Raw genomic sequence first — 24,776 nt, forward strand, 5'->3', positions numbered from 1 at the left:
CAGGAACGGCCGCTCTGACCGATGGCCGGACGCGATCCGCCGTTCATAGACGAGCCCGCCCGCCCCGGCAACGCGAGGGCGGGCGGGGTTCGCTTCACTCCGCCGCAGCGCGGGCGGCGTAGAACTCCCTAAGCGCGGCCGCATCGCGCGGCGTCACATCGGGGAATTCCGCGTCGCTGCCCACCTCGGGCGAGACCTTCCACGAGCGGGCGCACTTGGTGCCTTCCGCGCGAACCGGCACAACGGCCACGCCGGGCACATCGGCAAGGCGGAAGGCATCGGCCGGCCCCTCGCCGCGGATCAGCTTTGCGTCCGAGGTGATGGCGATCTCGGCAAGGTCGAGGCCGGTGAGGGCCTCGGCCAGCGCGTCGTCGCTCACATGGACCTCGGGCGCGGCCTCAAGGGACGAGCCCATGCGCTTGGCGGCGCGCTCCACTTCCAGCGCGCCGAGCACGACGCGACGGATCAGGCGGACCTTGCGCCACTGCTCCGCCAGAGCCTCGTCGCGCCACGCGGCTGGGGTCTCCGGGAAGGCGAGCAGATGGACCGAGCCCTCTTCATCCCCGGTGCGGGCGATGTAGGCCTCCTCGCAGGTGAAGGCGAGGATGGGCGCGAGCCAGGTGATGAGGCGGTTGAACACCTCGTCCAGCACGGTCAGGCAGGCCCGCCGCGTCACCGAGGAGATGGGATCGCAATAGAGCGCATCCTTGCGGATGTCGAAGTAGAAGGCCGACAGCTCGATGTTCATGAACTGGGCGAGCGTCGCGTGCACCTTCTTGTAGTCGAAGGCGCGGTAGGCGGCGCGAATCTCCCCGTCCAGCTCGGCGAGCCGGTGCAGGATGAAGCGCTCCAGCGACGGCATGTCCGCCACCGCCACCTTCTCCTCCGGCCGGTAGTGGTGCAGCGAGCCGAGCAGCCAGCGCAGGGTATTCCGCAGCTTGCGGTAGGTATCGGCCGTGGTCTTGAGGATTTCCGGGCCGATGCGCAGATCGTCCGCATAGTCGGAGGCGCACACCCACAGGCGCAGGATATCGGCGCCGGACTGCTTGATGACGTCCTGCGGCGAGGTGACGTTGCCGAGAGACTTGGACATCTTGCGGCCGTCCTCGTCGAGGACGAAGCCGTGGGTCAGCACCACGTCATAGGGCGGGCGGCCGCGGGTGCCGCAGCTCTCCAGCAGCGAGGAATGGAACCAGCCGCGGTGCTGGTCCGAGCCCTCCAGATACATCACCTTGTCCCGGCCCTCGGGGGCGCGATCGGCCTTGAGGTCGGGACGCATTTCCAGGGTGAAGGTGTGGGTGGAGCCGGAATCGAACCACACGTCGAGGACGTCATCCACCTTCTGCCAGCCCTCGGACGCGCGCTCGCCCAGGAAGCGGGCAGTGGCGCCCTCCTTGAACCAGGCGTCGGCACCCTCGGCGGCGAAGGCCTCGGCGATGCGGGCGTTGACGGCGGCATCCTTCAGGATCTCGACCGTGCCGTCGCCGTTGTCCTTCACGAACACGGCGATGGGCACGCCCCAGGCGCGCTGGCGCGAGACCACCCAGTCGGGCCGGTTCTCGATCATGCCCGTGATGCGGTTCTCGCCGGCCGCCGGCACCCACTCCACCGTCTTGATGCCGGCGAGCGCACGGGCGCGCAGGGTATCGGGCGCATTGCCGGGGAGCGTCGCAGGACGCGGCGCCGCCTTGCCATCCGCCGCGCGGATGTCCTGGTCCATGGCGATGAACCATTGCGGCGTGTTGCGGAAGATCACCGGCTTCTTGGAGCGCCAGGAGTGGGGATACTGGTGCTTCACCCGGCCGCGCGCGAGGAGGTTGCCGGCCTTGGTGAGGGCGTCGATGACGGCGCCGTTGGCATCGCCCTTCTCGCCCTTCTCGGTGATGACGCGCTTGCCCTCGAAGCCGGGGGCCTGGGACGTGTAGAAGCTGTCCTCGTCCACCGTGTAGGGGATCGCCGGATTGATGCCGCGCTCCTCCAGCCAGCGGCGATGGTTCACCCACGCCTCGAAGTCCTCGCGGCCATGGCCGGGGGCGGTATGGACGAAGCCGGTGCCGGCATCGTCGGTAACGTGCTCGGCTTCCAGCAGCGGCACCTTGAAGGTGTATCCGCCGAGCCCGAGGTCCGCGAGCGGGTGGGCGAGGATGAGGCTGCCCACCACATCGGCCGGCACGTCGCCGCGCCGCTCGAAGGCGGTGACGCGGGCGGCCTTGAACACGTCGTCCGCCAGCTTGTCGGCGAGGATCAGGCGGTCGCCCGCCTTGGCCCAGTTGTCGGCGGGGGCGTCGGTGACCTCATAGACGCCATAGGCGATCTTCGGCGCGTAGGTGACGGCCCGGTTGCCGGGCATGGTCCAGGGGGTGGTCGTCCAGATGACGACGGTCGCACCCTTCAGCTCGCCTTCGGACACTACCGGGAACTTCACCCACACCGTGTCAGAGGTGAAATCCTGGTACTCCACCTCCGCTTCGGCCAGCGCGGTCTTCTCCACCACCGACCACATGACCGGCTTGGAGCCGCGATAGAGCAGGCCGTTCTCGGCGAACTTCATGATCTCGCGGGCGATCTGCGCCTCGGCCATGAACGCCATGGTGGTATAGGGGCGGTCCCAGTCGCCCTCGACACCGAGGCGCTTGAACTCCTTGCGCTGCTCGTTCAGCCAGTGCTCGGCATAGGCGCGGCATTCCTGGCGGAAGGCGACCATGGCAGCGGCGTCGGAGAAGTCGGGCTTCTGCTTGCCCTTTTTCCGGTAGTTCTCTTCCTCGATCTTCCATTCGATGGGAAGGCCGTGGCAGTCCCAGCCGGGCACGTAGTTCGAGTCATAGCCCAGCATCTGCTGGGAGCGCGTCACCACGTCCTTCAGGATCTTGTTGAGCGCGTGGCCGATGTGGATGTTGCCGTTGGCATAGGGCGGGCCGTCGTGCAGCACGAAGCGGTCGCGACCGCGGCCGGCCTCGCGCAGGCGCTCGTAGAGGCCGATGCGCGCCCAGCGGGCCAGCAGCTCCGGCTCCTTCTGGGGCAGGCCGCCGCGCATGGGGAAGGCCGTCTCCGGCAGGAACAGGGTCTTGGAATAGTCCGGGGCGGACGCCTTGGTCTCGGTGGCGCCGGACGTGCTGGTATCGGTCATGGAAGGCTCGGGGGAAGAGGGCAGGGATCAGGCGAAAACACCCGGCGTCCCCCGCGCGCTCAAACGCGCCGGCGGGGGGCCGGGCCGATAATTCGCGCGCCGATGGCGAAGCCGGGGACGGCCGGGCCGCAGGCGCAGCGCAAGCTGATCCCGCCTATGGGCAGAAGGTGACGCATCGCACGGCTTATATCCGGCAAGCCCTGCGGAAAAAAGCCCACTGAGCACGCGCCGATCAGCTTGCGTCGCAAGCTGATGGGACAACGCGTTCTCTCTCTTCAAGTTAGAGGGCGATTCACCGATCAAATTGATCCAATTTGATCGGATCGCGCTCTAGTGGCCGCAGCGCCTGTGCGCCTGCCCCGGAACGGAAAAAGCCCCGGCGCCGTGGCGCCGGGGCTCTTCCTGGTTCCCCTCTTTTTGAACCTGAACGGGGCGGTTTTGACCGCTCCCGAACCCTTGAACCGGGACGGCCGTGGCCGCCCCGGACCCGAGCCGAAGCTCAGGAGTGGTACGCGCGCTCGCCGTGCTCGTTGATGTCGAGACCCTCGCGCTCCACGTCCGTGGAGGGACGCAGGCCGACGATGACCGAGATCACGAACAGGATGACGGCGGTGCCGACGCCCGACCACACCACGGTCACGCCGACAGCCTTGAGCTGGGCGATGACCTGGGCGGTCATGTCGTAGGCCGCGACCGCACCGGTGGTGTAGTCGTAGATGCCCGTGCCGCCCAGCGAGGGGCTCACCAGGATGCCGGTGGCGATGGCGCCGACGATGCCGCCGATGCCGTGCACGCCGAACACGTCGAGGGCGTCATCATAGCCCAGCGCGTTCTTCACGGCGGTGCAGAAGATGAAGCAGATCGGCGACACGACGAGGCCGAGGACCAGCGAGCCCATGATGCCGGCGAAGCCCGACGGGGGGGTCACGGCGACGAGACCGGCGACGATGCCCGAGGCGAGGCCGAGCATGGAGGGCTTACCCTTCACCAGCCACTCCACGAACATCCAGGACATGCCGGCCGCGCAGGTGGCGATGAAGGTGTTCATCATCGCGAGGGCGGTGGTGGCATTGGCCTCGAGGTTGGAGCCGGCGTTGAAGCCGAACCAGCCGACCCACAGGAGGGAGGCGCCGACCATGGTGAGCGTCAGGGAGTGGGGCGAGAGCGCTTCCTTGCCGAAGCCCAGACGCTTGCCGACCATGATGCAGGCCACGAGACCGGCGATACCAGCGTTGATGTGCACCACGGTGCCGCCGGCGAAGTCGATGGCGCCGAGCTGGAAGATGTAGCCCGAGTCCGCGTTCACGGCGTCGAGCGCAGCCTGCGCGGCGGCCTTGGCGGTGCCGTCAGCGGCGGCGGCGAGGGCCTTGGCGGCGGCATCGATCGCATCCGGGCCGGCCCAGTACCAGACCATGTGGGCAATGGGGAAGTACACGAAGGTGACCCACAGCGGCACGAACAGCACCACGGCGGAGAACTTCATGCGCTCGGCGAAGGCGCCGAAGATGAGGGCCGGGGTGATCATGGCGAAGGTCATCTGGAAGGCGATGTACACCCACTCCGGAATGGCCACGCCCACCGAGAAGGTGGCGGCGAGGGATTCGCCGGTGACGCCGGAGAGGAACGCCTTGGAGAAGCCGCCGATGAAGGGCGAGCCGCCGGTGAAGGCAAGCGAGTAGCCGTAGAGCACCCAGATGAGACCGACGATGCACACGCTGTAGGCGACCTGCATCAGCACGGAGAGCATGTTCTTGGCGCGCACGAGGCCGCCGTAGAACAGGAACAGGCCGGGCACCGACATCATCAGCACCAGCAGCGCGGACGTGAGCATCCAGGCGACGTCGCCCTTGTTCACGGTGGGGGCGGCTGCAGCGGCGGGAACGGCGGTCGCGGCGTCAGTCGCCGGCGGGGCCGTCTGGGCCAGTACCGGCGCGGCTACCGCCAGCGCCAGAAGAAGCGCGGGAACCCCCACGCGGGACCACGTCTTGGACGTCATGGATGAATGCTCCGTGAAAGAGATGAGGCTCAAAGGGCGTCGGCGTCGGTCTCGCCGGTGCGGATGCGCACGGCGTGCTCGATCGGGATGACGAAGATCTTGCCGTCGCCGATCTGACCGGTCTTGGCAGACGCGGTGATCGCCTCCACCACCTTGGAGACCTGGTCGGCGGACACCGCGACCTCGATCTTCAGCTTCGGCAGGAAGCTCACGGCGTATTCCGCGCCGCGGTAGATCTCGGTGTGGCCCTTCTGACGCCCGTAGCCCTTGACCTCGGTCACGGTGAGGCCGTGTACACCGATACCGGTGAGGGCGTCGCGCACCTCCTCCAGCTTGAATGGCTTGATGATGGCCATGACGATCTTCATGGATCGGTCCCTGTCCCCTGATGCCGCTGCGCTTCGCATGAAGCCCGAGCGGTGTTTCTCGCGGCGGCTTCGCCGAGCGGGTCGGGGAGATCCGCGCCGCGGCTGGCAAGCCTGCGGCCAGAGGAATCAAGTACCGTGCCAAGAGAGTGGCAAGGCGGCGGATGCCGGGAGTCCCGTGCATATTTTTCCGCCACGGCGCGCGCCGCAGGGGCTTCGCCGCCTGCTCGCCGCTTTTAGTGCCTATTTTTTAATCTTAACGCCCAAGGGAAGGACACATATCGTTCGCACTTGCGTGATGACGCACTGCGGCGCCGAAGACGACGCCTGCCTATGCGCGCGGCGTTACCGGCCGCATGAGGCCTTCCTGTGCCGCCGAAGCAACCAGAATCCCGTCTCGGGTGAACAGCTCGCCGCGGCAGAATCCCCGTCCGGCCGAGGCTGCCGGGCTTTCCTGGGTGTAGAGCAGCCAATCGTCGGCGCGGAATGGGCGGTGGAACCACAGGGCATGGTCGAGGCTCGCCACCTGCACGTCCTCATCGAACACGGACTTGCCGTGGGGCAGCAGCGCCGCCTGTAGCAGGGACAGATCGGAGGCGTAGGCGAGCACCGCCTGATGAATGGGCAGATCGTCCGGGAGCGGGCCGCGGGCGCGAATCCAGATGCTCGGCCGGGCGCCCGCAGATCCGAGATAGGACATGTCCAGGCTGGTGGGCTTCACCTCCAGCGGCCGGTGCGCCATCCAGTCGCGGCCGGCGGCGCCGGGAAAACGGGCGAGCAGGCGATCCCGCCACACCTCGTCGCCGGGCAGATCCTCGGGCTGGGGCACCTCGGGCATCTGGCTTTGGTGGGTGAAGCCCTCCTCGGGCTTCTGGAACGACACCGACATGCTGAAAATGGCTTCGCCATGCTGGATCGCCACCACCCGGCGGGTGGTGAAGGAGCGGCCATCGCGGATGCGGTCCACGTCGTAGATGATGGGGACGGTCGGGTCGCCACCGAGCAGGAAATAGCCGTGCAGCGAGTGGGTGACGCGTGCGTCCTCCACCGTGCGGCGGGCGGCGACGAGGGCCTGGGCGATCACCTGCCCGCCGAACACCCGCCCCCCGGTGGGCGATACGCTGCGACCCCGGAACAGGTTGATCTCGAGCGGCTCGAGGTCAAGGATGCCGAGGAGCTTCTCCACGTCGGGATTCTGGGCGGTCATGCGGGGGGCTCGCCGACGGCAGCGCGCCCTCGGGGCGGCAGCGTCAATAGGTGGAACGGGATGCGGGTCGCGCGGTTCAGTCGAGGGCAGGACGCCACGCCCACGCCTCGACCGTCAACCCCAAAACGTCAGCCGGCTCCCCTATAGGCGAGCCGATCGGCCTTGGTCCGCGTACAACGAGAACAATCAGTAGGAGTGAAGGTCATGGGCTCCCCGAACGCACCGCTTCCGGAGACCGGCTGGTCCGCAAACCCGGCCGCCGCACATCTTGCGCCGGCGGAACGGGCGGATGTCGCCATCGTCGGCGGCGGCCTCGCGGGTCTGAGCCTCGCCCTCGCCCTGCGCCAGGGCCTCGGCCCGGATGCCGACATTGCCCTTTACGATCCCACCCTCTCCCGCGCCGGGCTCGACGACGGCCGCTGCTCCGCCATCGCCGCGTGCGCACGCCGCATGCTCACCAGCCTGGGGGTGTGGCAAGAGCTTGCCGGCAAGGCCGAGCCCATGCGCACCATGGTGGTGACGGACAGCCGCACCAAGGACGTTGCGCGCCCCACCTTCCTCACCTTCGACGGCGACGTGGAGCCGGGCGAGCCGTTCGCCTTCATGGTGCCGAACCTCGATCTGCAGCAGGCGCTGGTGACGGCCGCCCGCTCCGCCGGCATCGACCTGCGCGAAGAGGCCGTGACATCCTTCCGCAGCGAGGGCGGCGGGGTCGAACTGGCCTCCGGCTCGGGTGCGCCGCTGCGCGCCGGCCTTTTGGTCGCCTGCGATGGCGCGCGCTCGCGCATCCGGGAGATGGCCGGCATCTCCACCGTCTCGTGGGGCTACGGGCAGAGCGGGATCACTTTCGTGGTGGAGCACGAGCGCCCGCACGAGGGCCGCGCCGAGGAGCATTTCCTGCCCGCCGGCCCGTTCGCCATCCTGCCCTTGCCGGGCAATCGCTGCTCGGTGGTGTGGACCGAGCGCACCGCCGATGCCGAGCGCCTTCTTGCCCTCCCCTCCGCCATCTTCCAGGAGGAGCTGGAGCAGCGCTTCGGCCATCGCCTCGGCTGGGTGAAGCCGGTGACGAAGCCCCGCGCCTATCCCCTCGGCTTCGCCATGGCCCGCGCCTTCATCGGCGACCGGCTCGCGCTGGTGGGCGATGCCGCCCACGTCATCCATCCCATCGCCGGGCAGGGCCTCAACATGGGCCTGCGCGACGTCGCCGCCCTCGCCGAGGTGGTGACGGACGCCGCGCGCGTCGGCCTCGATTTCGCCTCCCCCACCACGCTGGAGCGCTACCAGCGCTGGCGGCGGTTCGACACCTTGGCCATGGGTGTCGCGACGGATGGGCTCAACCGCCTGTTCTCCAACCATTCCGATGCCCTGCGCGCCATCCGCGACGTGGGCCTCGGGCTGGTGGACCGCCTGCCCCGCCTCAAGGGCCTGTTCATCAAGGATGCGGCCGGCCTCACCGGCGAGGTGCCGAAGCTGCTGCGCGGCGAGACGCTCTGAGGCGGGACGCTTCCCCATCTTGCCCTGCCCGGCCCCGCCTGCGAAAAGCCGGGCATGATCGTTCTCGACGATATTTCCCTGCGCCTCGCCGGGCGCCTGCTCATCGACCATGCCTCCGTCGCCCTCCCCGAGAACGCGCGCGTAGGCGTGGTCGGCCGCAACGGCTCGGGCAAGACCACGCTTTTCAAGGCGCTGGTGGGCGAGCTGGAGCTGGAATCCGGCGCCATCCGCCTGCCCAATCGCACCCGCATCGGTCGCGTGGCGCAGGAGGCGCCGGCCGGGCCGGACAGCCTCATCGAGCGCGTACTGGCCGCCGACACCGAGCGCGCGGCACTGCTCCATGAACGGGAGACCACGCAGGACCCCAACCGCATGGGCGAGATCGAGATGCGGCTCCTCGACATCGGCGCCCATGCGGCGCCGGCGCGGGCGGCCACCATCCTCGCCGGCCTCGGCTTCGACGAAAGCGCGCAGCAGCGGCCCTGCTCGGAATTCTCCGGCGGCTGGCGCATGCGCGTTGCGTTGGCGGCCCTGCTCTTCACCGAGCCGGACCTGCTGCTGCTCGACGAGCCCACCAACTATCTCGACCTTGAAGGCACCCTGTGGCTGCAGGACTACCTCGCGCACTATCCGCGCACGGTGATCCTCATCTCCCATGACCGCGACCTTCTGGACGAGAGCGTCGACCATATCCTCCATCTCACCGGGCAGAAGCTGACGCTCTACAAGGGCGGCTTCACCTCCTTCGACCGGCAGCGGCGCGAGCGGCTGCTCTTGGACCAGAAGGCGCGCAAGAAGCAGGAGATGCAGCGCGCCCACATGGAATCCTTCGTCGCCCGCTTCCGCGCCAAGGCCACCAAGGCGAAGCAGGCCCAGTCGCGCCTCAAGGCCCTCGCCCGCATGGAGCCCTTGGCCGCGCAGGTGAGCGAGGAGGCGGCGGCGATCTCCATCCGCCATCCCGAAAAGCTGCTGTCGCCGCCCATCGTGGTGCTGGAGAAGGTGGCGGTGGGCTATGTGCCGGGCCGGCCCATCCTCCAGAATCTCAACCTGCGCATCGACGAGGACGACCGCATCGCCCTCCTCGGCCCCAACGGCAACGGCAAGTCCACCTTCGCCAAGCTCCTCGCCGACCGGCTGAAGGAGGAAAGCGGCCGGGTGGTGCGGGCGGACAAGCTGGAAGTCGCCTATCTCGCGCAGCACCAGATCGACGAACTGATCCCCGGCGACAGCCCCGCCCAGCATGTGCGCCGCCTGATGCCCGACGCGCCCGAGGCGCGGGTGCGAGCGCGGGCGGCGGAGATGGGCTTTTCCGGCGGCGCGGCGGACACGAAGGTGTCGTCCCTCTCGGGCGGAGAGAAGGCGCGGCTGCTACTGGGCCTCGCGACCTTCCACGGACCGCATCTGCTCATCCTCGACGAGCCCACCAACCATCTCGACATCGAGGCGCGCGCGGCGCTCATCGAGGCCATCAACGACTTCCCCGGCGCGGTCATCCTCGTCTCCCACGACCGGCATCTGCTGGAGGCCTGTGCCGAGCGGCTGTGGCGCGTGTCGGGCGGCACGGTGAAGGCCTATGACGGCGATCTCGACCAGTACAAGAGCGAGGTGCTCTCCCGTTCCGATGGCGACCGGATGACCGACAAGGGGCGCAAGGACCGCTCCGAGACCAAGGTGGAAGCCGCCTCCGCCCCCGCGCCCCGCCGCATCGCCACCGGCCCGCTCAAGAAGCGCATCCGCGAGTTGGAAGGGGCGGTGGACAAGCTGACGAAGCAGATCGAGGGGCTGGACGCAAAGCTCTCCGACGCCGGCCTCCATGCCGCAAAGCCCCTGGACGCCGCGCGCTTCGCCAAGGAGCGGGCCGAGGCGGCGGACAAGCTGGCGCAGGCGGAGGAGGAATGGCTGGAGGTCAGCGCCGAGCTCGAGGCCGCGGGCGGCTGACCGGCGCGGCGGGCGCTGTTTCGGGCGCCATCTCCGGCTCGCGCACCAGCGCCAGCAGCGCCTGTGCCGCCCGCGAATTGTAGCGGTCGGCGTGGCGCAAAGCGTAGAAGCGCCGGGCCGGCAATGTGAGCGGCAACTGCTTCAGTGTGCCCATGGCGAGGCCCGAGGCGGTGACGAGATCGGAAATCACCGTCGCCCCCGCCCCTGCGGCGACTGCGCTCACCACCGCTTCGTTGGACGGCAGCTCCAGCACCACCTTCAGCCGGGACGGATCAACCCCCGACACGCGCAGGGCATCCTCGAACACCTGCCGCGTGCCCGAGCCCGGCTCGCGCAGCACGAAGGGCATGTCGAGGAGATCGGCCGGGGTCAGCGCCTTCAACTCTGCGCGGGAATCGTGGGCCGCCACCACCAGCACCAGCCGGTCGCCGGGCACCGCGACCCGCGCCAGCAGCGCCTCCTCCACCTCGCCCTCCACGAAGCCGAGATCGGCCTCCCCCGCCCGCACGGCGGTCGCGACCTGGGCGGTGTTGCCGATCACCACCTCCAGCGCGATGTCGGGATAGAGCTTGTGGAAGCGGTGGAGCAGCGGGCCGAGCCAGTAATTGGCGATGGTCTGGCTGGCGTGGATGGACAACCGGCCGCGCCTGAGGCCGGACAGATCGGCAAGGATGGTCTCGGCCGCCCCGGCACGGGCAAGGACCGCTTCCGCTTCGGGGACGAAGACGCGGCCGGCTTCCGTCAGCTCGATGCGGCGTCCGACGCGGTGGAAAAGGGCGACCCCGCAGGAGGTCTCAAGGGCCGCGACAGAGGCGCTGACGGCCGACTGGGTCATGTTCAGCGTTTCGGCAGCGCGGGTCATGTGGAGCGCGCGGGCGACGGCGACGAAGACCTTCAGTTGCTCCAGCGTCATTCGCGCCCGATGACCCCCACGCTCAAACGCCGCGCGGGCTTGAGTACGCCGCGCTCAAACGCCGCGCGGGCTCAATGAAAAGGCCCGTGAGGCATGCTCACGGGCCTTCGTATCACATGAAGGTCTTGATGAGGATGAAGCTCAGCCCGGAGATGAACAGCCAGGCGGCGGCGCCGAGCAGAAGCGGCTTGATGCCCTTCAGCCGCAGCTTGCGCATGTCCGTCTCCAGCCCCATGGCGCCCAGCGCCACGGCGAGGAGGAAGGTGGTGGTGGTGGCCACCGGCATCTTCACCTCGGGCGGCACATAGCCGCTGGAGGCCACCATCACCATGGCGATGAAGCCGAACACGAACCACGGCATGGGCGGGCTGGCATGGCCGGCCGACTTGTCGCCGCGCGCCCGCATCACCGCCGCCGCGCCGAGGCCGATGACGAGGGGCGCCAGCAGCATCACCCGCGAGAGCTTTGCCACGGTGCCGAACTCGCCGGCCTGCTGGCCGCCCTGGAAGGCCGCCGCCACCACCTGCGCCACCTCGTGGATGGAGGCGCCGGTCCACAGGCCGAAGGCGTGGGCGTCGAAGCCGGTGAACGGGATCAGCGCCGGCATCAGCAGCATGGAGAGCGAGCCGAAGATGGTGACGCAAGCCACCGCATAGGCCACGTCCTCGTCCGATCCACGCGTCACCGTGTTGGTGGCGATCACCGCCGAGGCGCCGCAGATGGCGGTGCCGGCGGCGATCAGCTCCGAGAGCTGCCGGTCCACGCCCATGGCGCGGCCGAGCCAGCGGGTGACGAAGAAGGTGGCGAACAGGGTGAAGGCGACGATGGAGAAGCCGACCACGCCCACGGAGCGGACCTGCTCGAAGGTGAGCTGCAGGCCCAGCAGCACGATAGCGAAACGCAGGATGCGCCGGAGCGCGAACTTGACGCCCGGCTTGATGATGGCCGCCGTGCCGAAGATGTTGTGCAGCGCCATGCCGATGACGATGGCGAGGATGAGCGGGCTGACGAGCCCCATCCCCGGCACCTGCCGGATGGCATAGGCCGCCGCCGCGATCACCACCGTATAGGCCAGACCCGGCAGGATGCCGCCGAAGGCCGTCACCAGCGGACCGCTCGAAGACGGCGCGGCGACGGGGGGCACGGCGGGAATGAGCGCGGGATCGGTCAGGTGCTTGTCGGTCATGGCAGGGGTCCTCTTGAGACGAGGATGGCCCCCTGCCATGGATCGATCAAACGAGTTGTTTTTCTACAATTGATCGAATTATTCGATCAACGCACCACCACGCCGCGCCGCACGACGGTATTGCCGGCCGGGCCGCGCGTGGCGCCCACGTGGCGGCAGACGCCGTTGCGGCAGCTGGTGGCGCCCACGTGGCCAACCGGGCCGCGGGCGTAGGGGCCGTAGTAGCGGTTCCACTGGCCATACCACGGCCGCCCCACATAATGGGTGTTCCAGTAGGACTGGTTGAACGCCACCGCGGCGATGCCGAGGCCCGCCGCAACGGCGGCCGTCATCACCACCGGCGAAGCACCGGCGGAGGGCACGACCTTGATGTATTGCGCCGCCATCCAGCCGCGTACGTTGCCCAGCGCGACATCGCACCAGGTATAGTCTGCGAGACAGCCATAGGTCTGGAGCGCCGCGCCGGCCGGAACCGTGACGACAGCGGGGAAGCTGGTGCTCGGCCCCGCCCGAAGGTTCACATTCGTCACCGCCACCGCCGGCTGGGCCGCCACGGCGGCTCCGGCGGCGAGGACGCCGGCCAGCATGACGGCCGCTCCGGCCAGTGCGCGCAGGCGCGATCCAAAATCGAAACGTATCGGCACCAGCATCTCCATCATCGGGATCTGGCGCCGTAGCCTAGCTTCGGATCGTTACCGGCCCGTTGCATGATTTTGCAATCTGCAACGCTCAGCGCTCCGCGAAGGCCTTCTCGACCACATACGTCTCCGGCCGGTTGCCCGCGCCTTCCACGAAATCGCGCGATTCGAGAAGCGCCTTGGTGTCGGCGATCATCTGCGGGGAGCCGCACAGCATGACCCGGTCGTGCTCGGCGTCGAGGTCCGGCAGGCCGAGGTCGGCAAAGAGCTGGCCGCTCTCCATGAGATCGGTGACGCGGCCGCGATTGCGGAACGGCTCGCGCGTGACGGTCGGATAATGCAACAACTGCGTCTGCGCATATTCGCCGAGGAAATCATGCGCCTTCAGATCCGCCACCACCTGCTCGCCATAGGCGAGTTCCGCCACCTCGCGGCAGCCATGGACGAGGATGATGTGCTCGAACCTTTCATAGGCCTCCGGGTCCTTGGCGATGGAGACGAAGGGCGCGAGGCCCGTGCCCGTGGCGAGCAGATAGAGGCGCTTGCCCGGCTTGAGATTGTCCAGCAGCAGCGTGCCCGTGGGCCGGCGGCCGACGAGGATGGCATCGCCCGGCTGCAGCATCTGGAGGCGCGAGGTGAGGGGGCCGTCCGGCACCTTGATGGAGAAGAATTCCAGCTGCTCCTCGTGCGGAGCGCAGGCGAGCGAATAGGCGCGCAGCAGCGGCTTCTCGTTCACGTCGAGGCCGATCATGGTGAACTGGCCGCTCTTGAAGCGGAAGGCGCTGTCGCGGGTGGCGGTGAAGGAGAAGAGGCGGTCGGTCCAGTGACGGACCTCGAGGACGGTCTCGGTGTTCAGATTGCTCATGATCGCCTCCTCAGACCTCAGCCGGCGCCGGGGAGAAGGCGCTCTCGAACTTGCCGTCCACGTTCATCCACTGCGCGGCATCCGCCGGCGGCTCCTTCTTCTCGGCGATGTTGGGCCACAGGGCCGCATATTCGGCATTGAGCGCGATCCACAGCGCGGCGGCCGGATCGCTGTCGGCGGAGATGGCGGCCGCCGGGCATTCCGGCTCGCAGACGCCGCAGTCGATGCACTCGTCGGGCTTGATGACGAGCATGTTCTCGCCTTCATAGAAGCAGTCCACCGGGCAGACGGCGACGCAATCCATGAATTTGCAGCGGATACACTTGTCGGTGACGACGTAGGCCATGGGGCAGGTCCGGTTGTTGTTCGGATTTTATTTTAACCGGAGGGTGCCGGGCTCTTGAGGACTAAGGCCTTGCAGGGTCAATTAATTGCGGATTTTCTGACTATCGGGAGGATGTGGAAATAGTCATGTAAAACGCCGTCGTCCTCCGGATTGACCGGAGGACCCATGACAACGTGTGTCCCTGTCTTACCAAGCCAGCAACGATGGAAAGATAGGCCCTCCGGTCAATCCGGAGGGCGACGGCATCAGGTCGCCAAGCCTCACACCACCTCGGCCAGATTCGCCCCATTGAGGTTCACTGCCAGACCTTTCAGCGCATCCTCGTTCAGCTCGCCGCCCATCGCCTTCAGGCTTTCCTCGCGGATAAGCGCGCCGAGATCGGCCCGAAGCTGCACGAATTCCGGGGTCAGTTGAAGCGCGGCATCGCGCGGACGCGGCAGGGGGACGGTCACCTCGGCCTTGATGGTCCCGGGGCGGGCGGTCATCACGTAGATGCGGTCAGAGAGGAAGATCGCTTCGTCGATGTCGTGGGTGACGAACAGGACGGAGATGCCCAACCGCTGCCAGAGGTTGGTGAGGATCTGCTGCATGATGACCCGCGTCTGCGCATCTAGCGCGCCGAACGGCTCGTCCAGCAGCAGCACCTTCGGCCCCGTGGCCAGCGCGCGAACGATGCCCACGCGCTGCTTCATGCCGCCGGAGAGGCGGTCGGGATAATGGTCCTCGAAGGCGGACAGGCCGGCGAGGCCGAGCAGCGTGCGCGCGGCAACCGCCCGCTCGGACTTCCCCATGCCACGCATCTTGAGGCCAAACTCCACGTTCTCCCGCACCGTCTTCCACGGGAAGAGCGAATATTGCTGGAAGACCATGCCGCGATCGGCGGAGGGCCCCTTCACCGGCTCGCCATCCACCGTGACCGTGCCGGAGGTGGGCTTGAGGAAGCCCGCCACCGCATTGAGGAACGTGGACTTGCCGCAGCCCGACGGCCCAATGATGGAAACGAACTCGCCGGGATTCACCACGAGGTCCGCATCGCACACCGCGATGACGGCGCCATCGATGGTGTCGTAGGCGAGGTTGAAGTCGGAGACCTCGATGAGGCCGGTCCTGGCCGGCGCGGTCGCGGGGATCGCCATGATGGCCTCACTTGGCGCGCGACCAGGGCGTCACAGCCCGGCCCGCGATGCGGATGAGAAACGAGGAGCCGAGCCCGAGCACGCCGATGGTAATCATGCCCAGCGCGATGTCCGGATACTGCACCAGCGAGTAGGCCTCCCAGGTGAAATAGCCGATGCCGAACTGGCCGGAGATCATCTCCGCCGCGATCAGCGAGACCCAGGCGACGCCCATGCCCACGGTGAGGCCGGTGAACACCTGCGGCAGCACGGCGGGGAAATAGACTTCGCGAAACGTCGCCCGCTCTGTGGCGCCGAGGCAGCGGGCGGCACGCACCAGCACCTCGTCCACATTCGCCATGCCGTGCAGCGTATTGATGAGGATGGGGAAGAACGAGCCGAGGAAGGTGATGAAGACGATGCTTTCCTCGTTGGTCGGCCAGAGCATGATCGACATGGGCACCCAGGCGATGGCCGGGATGGGCCGCAGCACTTCAGAGACGGGGAAGACAAACTCCTTCAAGAGCTGGAAGCGCCCCATCAGCAGGCCCAGCGGCACCGCCACCACGGCGGCGAGCGCGAAGCCGATGAAGATGCGCCGGCAGGAAATGTAGATGTGATTGAGGAAGGCGCCCGTGGAGAACGCCGTGCGCGCGCTTTCCAGAACCTGCTCGGGCGAGGGCACGTTGATGAAGCGCACGTAGAAGGTCATGCGGTTCACCGTCACCACATGCCAGGCGAGGATGAACAGGCCGATGGCCAGCGCCCCGAGCAGCGTAGCGCGGATGGTGCCCGCGTTGAGCTTCAGCCAGCGCCGTGCCCGCCCCGCGAAGGAACGGTCGGGCGCCGGCATCGCCGCCACCGCGTCCCGCTCCGGCCGCAGCACGATGTGTCCCGGCACGGTCGGCCGGGCCGTCAACCCGTCGGCGAGATGGAGCGGCGATGCGACGGGCCCAGACTTCACGGCGGCTTTCATGGCAATGCTGCTCATGGCGCTCACCCGCGGGCCGCCGACGCGGCTTTCAGCGCATCGGGGAAGGGCAGCACCTTGCCGCCGCCCTTGGCCGCGGCCGCCTCGGCATCGGCCTTCAGCATGAAGGGCTCGATCTGCGTCTTTCCGTCCTTGGTGGAGACGGCATAGAAGGCGTCGGTGGCGAACAGCTTGATGCCGCGGGCGGTGTCGAACAGATAGGTCATGTTGATCTTCTTGCCGGCCGCATTCAGCTCGGCCAGCGCGCCGAGGGTGCAGGCGGCGCTGGAATAGGGCTTGATACCCTCCCCTTCCACCCAGATCTCGCCGGCCTTGCGCGGCTCGGAGATCTTGACCTTGCAGAAGCTGTCGTCGCCGGCGACCTCGTAGTTCGCGAGGCTCTTCAGCTGCGCCTCGTAATCAAGGCCGAGTTCTTTGTAGGCTTGGCGGACATAGCTGTCGTTAACCCAGGCCTTGACGTCGAATTCCTTCATGCGGCCGAGCTTCTGCAGCACCGCGGCGTCCTGCGCAGCGTCCTCCACCAGCTGGGGCTTGATGGTGGGGTCCATGGTCATGATGCCGCCCGGGCCGAGGAAGATGTAGACCACTTCCTTGTCGATGCCCGTCCACTTGGCGATCTTCTCGGCAGCTTCCTTCGGATCCTTGCGGACCCAGTCGTTGGCCTCGATGACCGCCTTGATGTAGCCGACCACGACCTCGGGATATTTCTCGGCGAAGTCCGTGCGTACCACGACGCCGTGCCAGGTCGGGGCGTTGGTCTCCACGCCGTCGAAGATCTTGCGGGCGAAGCCGCGGAAGGGAAGCAGCTCTGCGAAGGGCACGAAATCGGCGTGGGCGTCGATCTTCTTTTCCTGGAGGTTGGTGGAGCCCACCTCCGGAGACTGGCTGACGAGCCGGAAATAGTCCGCCGGCCAGTTCTTGTCCTGCATGGCTTTCAGGATCATCCCGTGGGCGGCCGAGCCGAAGGGCACGCTGACGACCTTCCCCTTCAGGTCGCTCAATTCGTAATAGGGCGAGTCCTTGTTCACCACCACGCCGTTGCCGGAGCCGTAGATGTTGTAGGCGGCGACCGCGATGAGCTGGGACTTGGACTGGGGATTGGACTGGAAGGTGTAGCCGTTCACCACCAGCGGGTAATCGCCCATGCCGCCGAACTGCAGCTTGTCGGCCATCATGCCGTTTGTGACGGGCGGGCCGGAGGTGAAGTTCTGCCACTCGATGTTGTAGGTGGCGCCGGCATATTTGCCGTCCTTCGGCAGATACTTGTCGAGAAGCTTCAGCTCCTTGATGACGACGCCCGTGGTCACCGTATTGGTCGTGGTGTCCTGCGTGCCGATGCCGATGTTGATGGTCTCGGCGGCGGCGGGAAGCACGGCGGCGCAGCTGGTCGCGAGGGCAAGGGCAAAGGCGCGAAGAATGCTGGGGCGAAACGGGTTCATCAGATCCACCTCTCGGGGCTAAGACGGCTCTCGACGGTGATCTTCAGGCGTCAGGTTCGATCCGTTCAAAGGAAGATGCGGCCGAGGTGTCGATTAGTTGCCTCCTTTGCGGACCCGCCTTCTTTTTCATCAACGCGCGCATTTCTGGAGCGCGAAACCGCGATCCACCTCACCGGTCGCCCCGCATCACGTGCAGCGCTTCGAGGTCGTAGACCACGATCTTGGCTTTCTCCGCCTTCAGAACGCCCTGTTCCTGCAAGCGCTTGAGGCTGATCGTGACCCACTGGCGGGTGGCCCCCACCATGTGGGCCAGGTCCGCGTGCGTGAAGGCGGAGCCGATGGCGATGGCGCCCTCCTCCTTCACGCCATAGGTGTCGGCGAGATGGATCAGGAGGTGGGCGAGGCGTTCGGTGACCGAGCGGGTGCCCAGCATCTGGGCAAGGGCCGAATAGCACTTGCCCTTGAAGGTGAGCCCCTCGATGAGGCCGATGGCAAAGGCCGGCACCTGGGCGATGAGCCGCCGCAGGGTCTTTCCGGTCAGGTGGACAACGACGCTGTTGGTTGCCGCGACCCCCGACCAGACGTGCTGGCCCTGGCCGAACAGCTCCGGCCCGCCGACGAAATTGCCAGCACTCCAATAGGCGAGCGTGATCTCCCGGCCGGAGGGCGCGATGTAAAAGACCCGGATTCGGCCGCTCTCGATCAGGAAGATGCCATCGTGTGGCGTGCCTTGGGAGAACAGCATCTTGCCCCGATAGACCACCCGCTTCTGGCCCTCGCGCAGCACCTCCTCCCGCTCCTTTGCCGTCAGGCGCTGGAACAGCAGCGGAGGCCCGTTCGTGAGCGCAGCATTCTCGGTGAGCAGCAGCGCCTGCGCGGGATTGGACCCGGCCAGGAGGGGCGATGCGGCGGGCACTGTTTGGGCGTGCAGGGGGGCAGACTGCATGCGAGGCTCTCCCGTTTGGACGGCTTCCAAGCGGCAAGAAGCATACCAGCCATTATATAAGTTAGTCGATTTTTTTAATAGATTATTTGTCGAACAGCGCCAGCGCCTCGGGCGCGAGCACGCCGCCGGTGATCTCCACCTTCAGGAAGGGCGCAGCGTCCGCCATCGTTCGCGCCACATCGAGGGCCGGCATGCCGATCTGCGGCTGCCGGCCGTACTTCGCTGCCACCTGCTCAAGCGAAGCGCCGAAGACCACGCGGTTGAGCCCGCACCAGAGGATCGCGCCCATGCACATGGGGCAGGGCTCCGCCGAGGCATAGAGGGTCGCGCCCTTCAGCTCTTCCGCCGGCCGGGCGGCGAGGAAGCGGCGGATCGCCACCATCTCCGCGTGGGCCGTGGGATCGTTCAGTTGCCGACCGAGATTCGGTCCTCGCGAGAGGATATCCCGGCCCCGCACGATCACCGCGCCGAAGGGAAAATCGGATTCTGCGGCGATGGCGATCGCCTCGCGCATCAGCCGCTCGTCCTCCGGCCGCTGGGGGCCCAGCACAGCATCGGCACGGGTCTCGCGCGGGAAGAGCGACAGCACACCGCCAGCCGCCGTCATCGCGAGACCTGCCAGGACGCCACGGCGGCTCGGGGCTGGTGCGGCGCGCGCCGGCTGTGCGGGTAGTGCCGAATCTTTTGCGGCCATGGCGGTCCCCCCTGTTGCCGGGAAGCTGACCATGCGGCGCGCACTGGAGCAACACTGGCGGGGGCCGACAAAGAAAAGGCCCGGGCTTGGGACCCGGGCCGATTTCGATACAGCGCGTGTTGACCCACGCTCAGTGCGTCGTAGCGCCGGTCCGGTCACGCTCCAGCGCCTCGTAGACCTGCTGCAGGTCGGCCAGCTGACGGGAGGCCCTCTGCTTGGCGTCGTCGCCGCTGGCGTCGTTCACGTCCTCGCGGGCGTCCTGGATCTGCTGCGCGAGAACGGCGAGGTCAAGCTCTTCCACCGGCTTCGCCTCTTCGGCGAGGATCGTGAGGCCGGCCGGATTCACCTCGGCGAAGCCGCCGCGGACGAAATAGCGGCGCGCGCCGCCGTCGGCCTTGATGGTGAGGATGCCGGGCTTGAGCATGCCGATGAAGGGCGCATGGCCGGCCAGCACGCCGAACTCGCCTTCCGCGCCCGGCACGATCACCTCGGTCACGGCGCCGGAAAAGACGAGGCGCTCGGGGGAGACCAGCTCAAAAGGTAAGGTCGCCATCTGTTCAATCTCCGGGTCGTCCCCGCCGGGGATCCCGCGGGAGCCGTGCCGGCCGCCCTCGCGAGGATCGGGCCGGCGGAACGTATCCGCCATGGGTGGGAGCCGGATGGCTCCGTGAAATCTAAGGTCCGATCAGCGGCGGCGGTCGGCGACGAAACCGACGCCCAGGCCGATGATCGCGCCCACCACGGCCGCAAGCAGGATGTGGCGGGTCTGCTCGGAGGTGAGGCCGCCGCGCGGCCCCTCTCCCTGAACACGGATGTCGATGCCCGGGAGGCGCAGCTCCGCCACCTGGGGCCGGGTGAGCCAGCCGGTGATGCCACCGGCCAGCAGCCCGAGCACGAGGCAGACGATCTTGATGTTCATCGCGATCGCTCCGCCGCGTGGATGGGATCAGGCCGCCTCGGCGGCCAGCTTCTTGCCCTTCTCGATGGCTTCGTCCATGGAGCCGACCATGTAGAAGGCCTGCTCGGGCAGGTAGTCGTACTTGCCTTCGACGAGGCCCTTGAAGCCGGCGATGGTGTCCTTGAGGTCCACCAGCTTGCCGGGCGAGCCGGTGAACACTTCCGCGACGTGGAAGGGCTGCGAGAGGAAGCGCTCGATCTTGCGGGCGCGGGCCACGGTGAGCTTGTCCTCTTCGGAAAGCTCGTCCATGCCCAGGATCGCGATGATGTCCTGCAGCGCCTTGTAGCGCTGGAGGGTCTGCTGCACCTGGCGCGCCACGTTGTAGTGCTCCTCGCCGATGACCAGCGGAGAGAGGATGCGCGAGGTGGAGTCCAGCGGGTCCACCGCCGGGTAGATGCCCTTCTCGGCGATGGAGCGCGAGAGCACGGTCGTCGCGTCGAGATGGGCGAAGGAGGCGGCGGGCGCCGGGTCGGTCAGGTCGTCGGCCGGCACGTAGATGGCCTGCACCGAGGTGATCGAACCCTTGGTGGTGGTGGTGATGCGCTCCTGCAGGGCGCCCATGTCGGTGGCCAGCGTCGGCTGGTAGCCCACCGCCGAGGGAATGCGGCCGAGCAGAGCCGACACTTCCGAGCCGGCCTGGGTGAAGCGGAAGATGTTGTCCACGAAGAACAGCACGTCCTGGCCCTGGTCGCGGAAGTGCTCGGCGACGGTGAGGCCGGTGAGCGCGACGCGGGCGCGGGCGCCCGGAGGCTCGTTCATCTGGCCGTACACGAGGGCGCACTTGGAGCCGGCGGCCGAGCCGTTGTGCTCGTGGGGGTCCACGTTCACCTTGGACTCGATCATCTCGTGATAGAGGTCGTTGCCCTCGCGGGTGCGCTCACCCACGCCGGCGAACACGGAATAGCCGCCGTGCGCCTTCGCGATGTTGTTGATGAGCTCCATGATGAGCACGGTCTTGCCCACGCCGGCGCCGCCGAACAGGCCGATCTTGCCGCCCTTGGAGTAGGGCGCGAGCAGGTCCACCACCTTGATGCCGGTGACGAGGATTTCCGCTTCCGTGGACTGGTCCGCGTAGGACGGGGCGGGCTGGTGGATGGCGCGCTTGGTCTCGCCGACCACCGGGCCGAGCTCGTCCACCGCCTCGCCGATCACGTTCATGATGCGGCCGAGGGTGGCGTCACCCACGGGCACCAGGATCGGGGCGCCAGTGTCGGTCACGGGCTGGCCGCGCACGAGGCCCTCGGTGGCGTCCATTGCGATGGCGCGGACGGTGTTCTCGCCGAGATGCTGGGCCACCTCGAGCACCAGGCGGTTGCCGTGGTTGGTGGTCTCGAGCGCGTTGAGGATTTCCGGCAAGTGGCTGTCGAACTGCACGTCGACAACGGCGCCGATGACCTGGGTGATGCGTCCGGTGGGGTTCGCCATGTTCGTCGTCCTTTGTCCTCGTCCAGGCCGTGGTCAGAGCGCTTCGGCGCCGGAGATGATTTCGATGAGTTCCTTCGTGATCATGGCCTGACGCGTCCGGTTGTAGATCAGCGTCTGCTTCTTGATCATGTCGCCCGCGTTCCGCGTCGCGTTGTCCATGGCGCTCATCTGCGAGCCGTAGAACGACGCCTGGTTTTCCAGGAGGGCGCGGAAGATCTGCACCGCGATGTTGCGGGGCAGCAGGTCGGCGAGGATGTCCTCCTCGGCCGGCTCGTATTCATAGACCGGACCGGCCGCATCCGCGTCCCGCGCCTCGAAGGTGGCGGGGATGATCTGCTGGGCGGTCGGCACCTGAGAGATCACGCTCTTGAACTGGGCGTAGAAGAGCGTGCAGACGTCGAACGCACCATGGTCCAGCAGGGACAGGATCTTCGACGCGATGGCGTCGGCATCCTTGAAGCTCAGCGTGCGCACCGAGCGCAGGTCGACCAGCTCGATGATGCGGTCGGGATAGACCCGGCGCAGCTGGTCATAGCCCTTGCGGCCGACGCAGAAGAACTTGACGTCCTTGCCTTCGCCGAGGAGCTGCTGCGCCCGCTCGCGGGCGAGGCGGACGATGGAGGTGTTGAAGGCACCGCACAGGCCACGCTCGCCGGTGGCCACCAGAAGCAGGTGCTTCTGGGTGGAGCCGGTTCCGGCGATGAGGACGGGCGCCTGCCCGCCGCCGATGATGCCGGCGGCGAGATTGCCCAGCACCGTCTCCATGCGCTCGGCATAGGGACGGGCCGCTTCCGCCGCCATCTGGGCACGACGCAGCTTCGCCGCGGCGACCATCTGCATCGCCTTGGTGATCTTCTGCGTCGCCTTCACCGAGGCGATGCGGTTTCGTAGGTCTTTCAGGCTCGCCATCGTGCCCGTCCGTCAGGTTCGAGGAACAGGCGCCGTTCAGGCAAAGCTCTTGGCAAAGGCGTCGATCGCCTTCGTCAGCTTCTCGGCGGTGTCCTTGGACAGTTCCTTGGACGTGCGGATGGCATCCAGGATCTCCGGATGCTGCGAACGCAGCGCCAGGAGCAGACCCTGCTCGAACTCGCGCACCTTGGAGACAGGCAGCGGGTCGAGATAGCCGTTGGTGCCGGCATAGATCACCGCCACCTGCTCCTCGACCTTCAGCGGCGCGAACTGGCTCTGCTTCAGCAGCTCGGTCAGACGGGCGCCGCGGTTGAGCAGCTTCTGGGTGGAGGCGTCGAGGTCGGAGCCGAACTGGGCGAAGGCCGCCAGCTCACGATACTGGGCGAGCTCGCCCTTGATCTTGCCGGCCACCTGCTTCATCGCCTTGATCTGGGCCGAGGAGCCCACGCGCGACACCGAGAGGCCGACGTTCACCGCCGGGCGGATGCCCTGGTAGAACAGGTCGGACTCAAGGAAGATCTGGCCGTCGGTGATGGAGATGACGTTGGTCGGGATGTAGGCCGACACGTCGTTCGCCTGGGTCTCGATGACCGGGAGGGCGGTGAGCGAGCCGGCGCCGTGGGCGTCGTTCAGCTTGGCCGCGCGCTCCAGCAGGCGGGAGTGCAGGTAGAACACGTCGCCGGGATAGGCTTCGCGGCCCGGCGGGCGGCGCAGCAGCAGCGACATCTGGCGGTAGGCCACGGCCTGCTTGGACAGGTCGTCGTGGATGATGAGCGCGTGCATGCCGTTGTCACGGAAATACTCGCCCATGGCGGTGCCGGTGAACGGCGCCAGGAACTGCATCGGCGCGGCGTCCGAGGCGGTGGCGGCGACGACGATGGAATATTCCAGCGCGCCCTGCTCCTCGAGCACCTTCACGAACTGCGCGACGGTGGAGCGCTTCTGGCCCACCGCGACGTAGACGCAATAGAGCTTCTGGCTCTCGGGGGCGTCGCCGGCGTTGAGGGGCTTCTGGTTCAGGATGGCGTCGAGCGCGACGGCGGTCTTGCCGGTCTGGCGGTCGCCGATGATCAGCTCGCGCTGGCCGCGGCCGATCGGGATCAGCGCGTCGATGGCCTTGAGGCCGGTCTGCATGGGCTCATGCACCGACTTGCGCGGGATGATGCCCGGCGCCTTCACGTCGACGCGGCGACGCTCGGTGAACATGATCGGGCCCTTGCCGTCGATCGGGTTGCCGAGCGCGTCCACGACGCGGCCGAGCAGGCCCTTGCCGACCGGGGCGTCCACGATGGCGCCGGTGCGCTTGACGGTCTGGCCTTCCTTGATCTCGCGGTCGGAGCCGAAGATCACGATACCGACGTTGTCGATTTCGAGGTTCAGCGCCATGCCGCGCGTGCCGTTCTCGAACTCGACCATCTCGCCGGCCTGGACGTTGTCGAGGCCGTAGACGCGGGCGATGCCGTCACCGACGGAGAGGACCTGGCCGACCTCGGAGACTTCAGCCTCCTGGCCGAAGCCCTGGATCTGCTCCTTGAGGATGGCGGAGATTTCAGCGGCTCGAATGTCCATCAGCGGACCTCTTTCATCGCATGCCGGATAGAATTGAGTTTGGTCTTGAGCGACGCGTCGACCATGCGGGAGCCGAGCTTCACGATGAGACCACCGAGGATGGACGGATCGACGGTGACGTCGAGGTTCACGTCCTTGCCGGTCTGTTGCGCCAGCGCGTCCTTGAGCGCGGCGAAGTGGGTGTCGCTCAGAGGAGCGGCCACCGTCACCTGCGCCGTCGTCTCGCCGCGCTGGGCGGCCACGAGGGCGGCATAATCAGAAATCATCCTGGGCAGCGCGAACAGGCGGCGGTTCTGCGCCACCAGCTTCACGAAATTTCCGGCAAGACCGGAAATGCCTGCCTGACCAAGAACCGCGGCGATGGCCTTCAGCTGCTCCTCGGCCGAAAAGACCGGGCTCTTAACCAGCCGCGCCAGATCCGCGCTTTCTGCAATCAGGGCCGACAGGCGATCGAGATCCGCCTTCACGGAATCGACGGCGCCGGCCTCGCTCGCCAGTTCGAACAGCGCGGTCGCATAGCGCCCCGCCATGCCTGACACGATCGTATCCGCCACCCCGCACCTCTCTCGGACTTCCAGGGCCGGTCACGCACCTTGCGTCACCTCTCCCCAAGCCCTTGATCTGTTGGGAATAAAATTGTGCGACTTCGCGAGGG

The 24,776-nt window shown here is 67.4% G+C and carries 22 protein-coding genes; 2 read left to right on the forward strand and 20 right to left on the reverse strand.

Annotation, left to right across the window (positions count from 1 at the left end):
- Positions 1 to 94 precede the first annotated feature (94 nt).
- From ileS to tesB, 4 genes are all read right to left on the reverse strand, one after another.
- Positions 95 to 3,127: an isoleucine--tRNA ligase gene (gene ileS, locus ACT535_RS23315; RefSeq protein WP_476366211.1), complete on the reverse strand. Its 3,033-nt coding sequence runs from the start codon at positions 3,125 to 3,127 to the stop codon at positions 95 to 97.
- A 499-nt stretch (positions 3,128 to 3,626) separates the two neighbouring features.
- On the reverse strand, positions 3,627 to 5,123 hold the full coding sequence (locus ACT535_RS23320; RefSeq protein WP_168457158.1) for an ammonium transporter: 1,497 nt from the start codon (positions 5,121 to 5,123) through the stop codon (positions 3,627 to 3,629).
- Positions 5,124 to 5,152: 29 nt separating this feature from the next.
- The gene (locus ACT535_RS23325; protein ID WP_024276769.1) at positions 5,153 to 5,491 is read right to left on the reverse strand and encodes a P-II family nitrogen regulator; all 339 of its coding nucleotides are present in this window, start codon (positions 5,489 to 5,491) and stop codon (positions 5,153 to 5,155) included.
- A gap of 328 nt (positions 5,492 to 5,819) precedes the next feature.
- Positions 5,820 to 6,695, reverse strand: coding sequence for an acyl-CoA thioesterase II (gene tesB, locus ACT535_RS23330; RefSeq protein WP_168457157.1), 876 nt, complete (start codon positions 6,693 to 6,695; stop codon positions 5,820 to 5,822).
- Positions 6,696 to 6,899: 204 nt separating this feature from the next.
- Here tesB and ACT535_RS23335 point away from each other — a divergent pair, with 204 nt between their 5' ends.
- Positions 6,900 to 8,189 (forward strand): ubiquinone biosynthesis hydroxylase, encoded by a 1,290-nt coding sequence (locus tag ACT535_RS23335; RefSeq protein WP_476366212.1) that lies wholly within the window; start codon positions 6,900 to 6,902, stop codon positions 8,187 to 8,189.
- Positions 8,190 to 8,243: 54 nt separating this feature from the next.
- Positions 8,244 to 10,127 carry an ABC-F family ATP-binding cassette domain-containing protein gene (locus tag ACT535_RS23340; RefSeq protein WP_476366213.1) on the forward strand — a complete coding sequence of 628 codons (1,884 nt, stop codon included), beginning with the start codon at positions 8,244 to 8,246 and terminating at the stop codon, positions 10,125 to 10,127.
- On the opposite strand, the gene ACT535_RS23345 is transcribed toward ACT535_RS23340, so the two are convergent.
- The 16 genes from ACT535_RS23345 to ACT535_RS23420 all read right to left on the reverse strand — a co-directional run bounded on the left by ACT535_RS23345 (position 10,096) and on the right by ACT535_RS23420 (position 24,675).
- Positions 10,096 to 11,040: a LysR substrate-binding domain-containing protein gene (locus ACT535_RS23345; protein WP_476366214.1), complete on the reverse strand. Its 945-nt coding sequence runs from the start codon at positions 11,038 to 11,040 to the stop codon at positions 10,096 to 10,098. The two genes, ACT535_RS23340 and ACT535_RS23345, sit on opposite strands and share 32 nt — an antisense overlap.
- Before the next feature lie 112 nt (positions 11,041 to 11,152).
- Complete coding sequence (locus tag ACT535_RS23350; protein ID WP_476366215.1) at positions 11,153 to 12,226, reverse strand: YeiH family protein; 1,074 nt, start codon at positions 12,224 to 12,226, stop codon at positions 11,153 to 11,155.
- Positions 12,227 to 12,312: 86 nt separating this feature from the next.
- Positions 12,313 to 12,870, reverse strand: coding sequence for an SH3 domain-containing protein (locus ACT535_RS23355; RefSeq protein ID WP_476366216.1), 558 nt, complete (start codon positions 12,868 to 12,870; stop codon positions 12,313 to 12,315).
- A gap of 85 nt (positions 12,871 to 12,955) precedes the next feature.
- On the reverse strand, positions 12,956 to 13,729 hold the full coding sequence (locus tag ACT535_RS23360; protein ID WP_476366217.1) for a ferredoxin--NADP reductase: 774 nt from the start codon (positions 13,727 to 13,729) through the stop codon (positions 12,956 to 12,958).
- Between the two features lie 10 nt (positions 13,730 to 13,739).
- The gene (fdxA, locus tag ACT535_RS23365; protein WP_476366218.1) at positions 13,740 to 14,075 is read right to left on the reverse strand and encodes a ferredoxin FdxA; all 336 of its coding nucleotides are present in this window, start codon (positions 14,073 to 14,075) and stop codon (positions 13,740 to 13,742) included.
- Between the two features lie 260 nt (positions 14,076 to 14,335).
- Positions 14,336 to 15,211 (reverse strand): ABC transporter ATP-binding protein, encoded by an 876-nt coding sequence (locus ACT535_RS23370; RefSeq protein WP_476366219.1) that lies wholly within the window; start codon positions 15,209 to 15,211, stop codon positions 14,336 to 14,338.
- Positions 15,212 to 15,218: 7 nt separating this feature from the next.
- Entirely contained in the window at positions 15,219 to 16,043 is an 825-nt protein-coding gene (locus ACT535_RS23375) for an ABC transporter permease (RefSeq protein ID WP_476331391.1), read from the reverse strand.
- 143 nt (positions 16,044 to 16,186) lie between these two features.
- A complete protein-coding gene (locus tag ACT535_RS23380) occupies positions 16,187 to 17,620 on the reverse strand; it encodes an ABC transporter substrate-binding protein (RefSeq protein ID WP_168457148.1) in 1,434 nt (477 codons plus the stop codon).
- Positions 17,621 to 17,789: 169 nt separating this feature from the next.
- Positions 17,790 to 18,566 (reverse strand): Crp/Fnr family transcriptional regulator, encoded by a 777-nt coding sequence (locus tag ACT535_RS23385; RefSeq protein ID WP_168457147.1) that lies wholly within the window; start codon positions 18,564 to 18,566, stop codon positions 17,790 to 17,792.
- An 82-nt stretch (positions 18,567 to 18,648) separates the two neighbouring features.
- Positions 18,649 to 19,173, reverse strand: a complete 525-nt coding sequence (locus tag ACT535_RS23390) for a nucleoside deaminase (RefSeq protein ID WP_476366220.1) — start codon at positions 19,171 to 19,173, stop codon at positions 18,649 to 18,651.
- A 217-nt stretch (positions 19,174 to 19,390) separates the two neighbouring features.
- The gene (locus ACT535_RS23395) at positions 19,391 to 19,813 is read right to left on the reverse strand and encodes a F0F1 ATP synthase subunit epsilon (RefSeq protein WP_168457146.1); all 423 of its coding nucleotides are present in this window, start codon (positions 19,811 to 19,813) and stop codon (positions 19,391 to 19,393) included.
- 132 nt (positions 19,814 to 19,945) lie between these two features.
- Entirely contained in the window at positions 19,946 to 20,179 is a 234-nt protein-coding gene (locus ACT535_RS23400; RefSeq protein ID WP_168457145.1) for a hypothetical protein, read from the reverse strand.
- 27 nt (positions 20,180 to 20,206) lie between these two features.
- A complete protein-coding gene (atpD, locus tag ACT535_RS23405) occupies positions 20,207 to 21,643 on the reverse strand; it encodes a F0F1 ATP synthase subunit beta (RefSeq protein ID WP_476331102.1) in 1,437 nt (478 codons plus the stop codon).
- A 33-nt stretch (positions 21,644 to 21,676) separates the two neighbouring features.
- Complete coding sequence (locus ACT535_RS23410; protein WP_168457143.1) at positions 21,677 to 22,552, reverse strand: F0F1 ATP synthase subunit gamma; 876 nt, start codon at positions 22,550 to 22,552, stop codon at positions 21,677 to 21,679.
- Positions 22,553 to 22,588: 36 nt separating this feature from the next.
- Complete coding sequence (atpA, locus tag ACT535_RS23415; protein WP_168457142.1) at positions 22,589 to 24,121, reverse strand: F0F1 ATP synthase subunit alpha; 1,533 nt, start codon at positions 24,119 to 24,121, stop codon at positions 22,589 to 22,591.
- On the reverse strand, positions 24,121 to 24,675 hold the full coding sequence (locus tag ACT535_RS23420; protein WP_168457141.1) for a F0F1 ATP synthase subunit delta: 555 nt from the start codon (positions 24,673 to 24,675) through the stop codon (positions 24,121 to 24,123). The genes atpA and ACT535_RS23420 overlap by 1 nt, the downstream gene beginning before the upstream one ends.
- Positions 24,676 to 24,776 lie beyond the last annotated feature (101 nt).

This window comes from Xanthobacter sp. DMC12, from assembly GCF_056314105.1.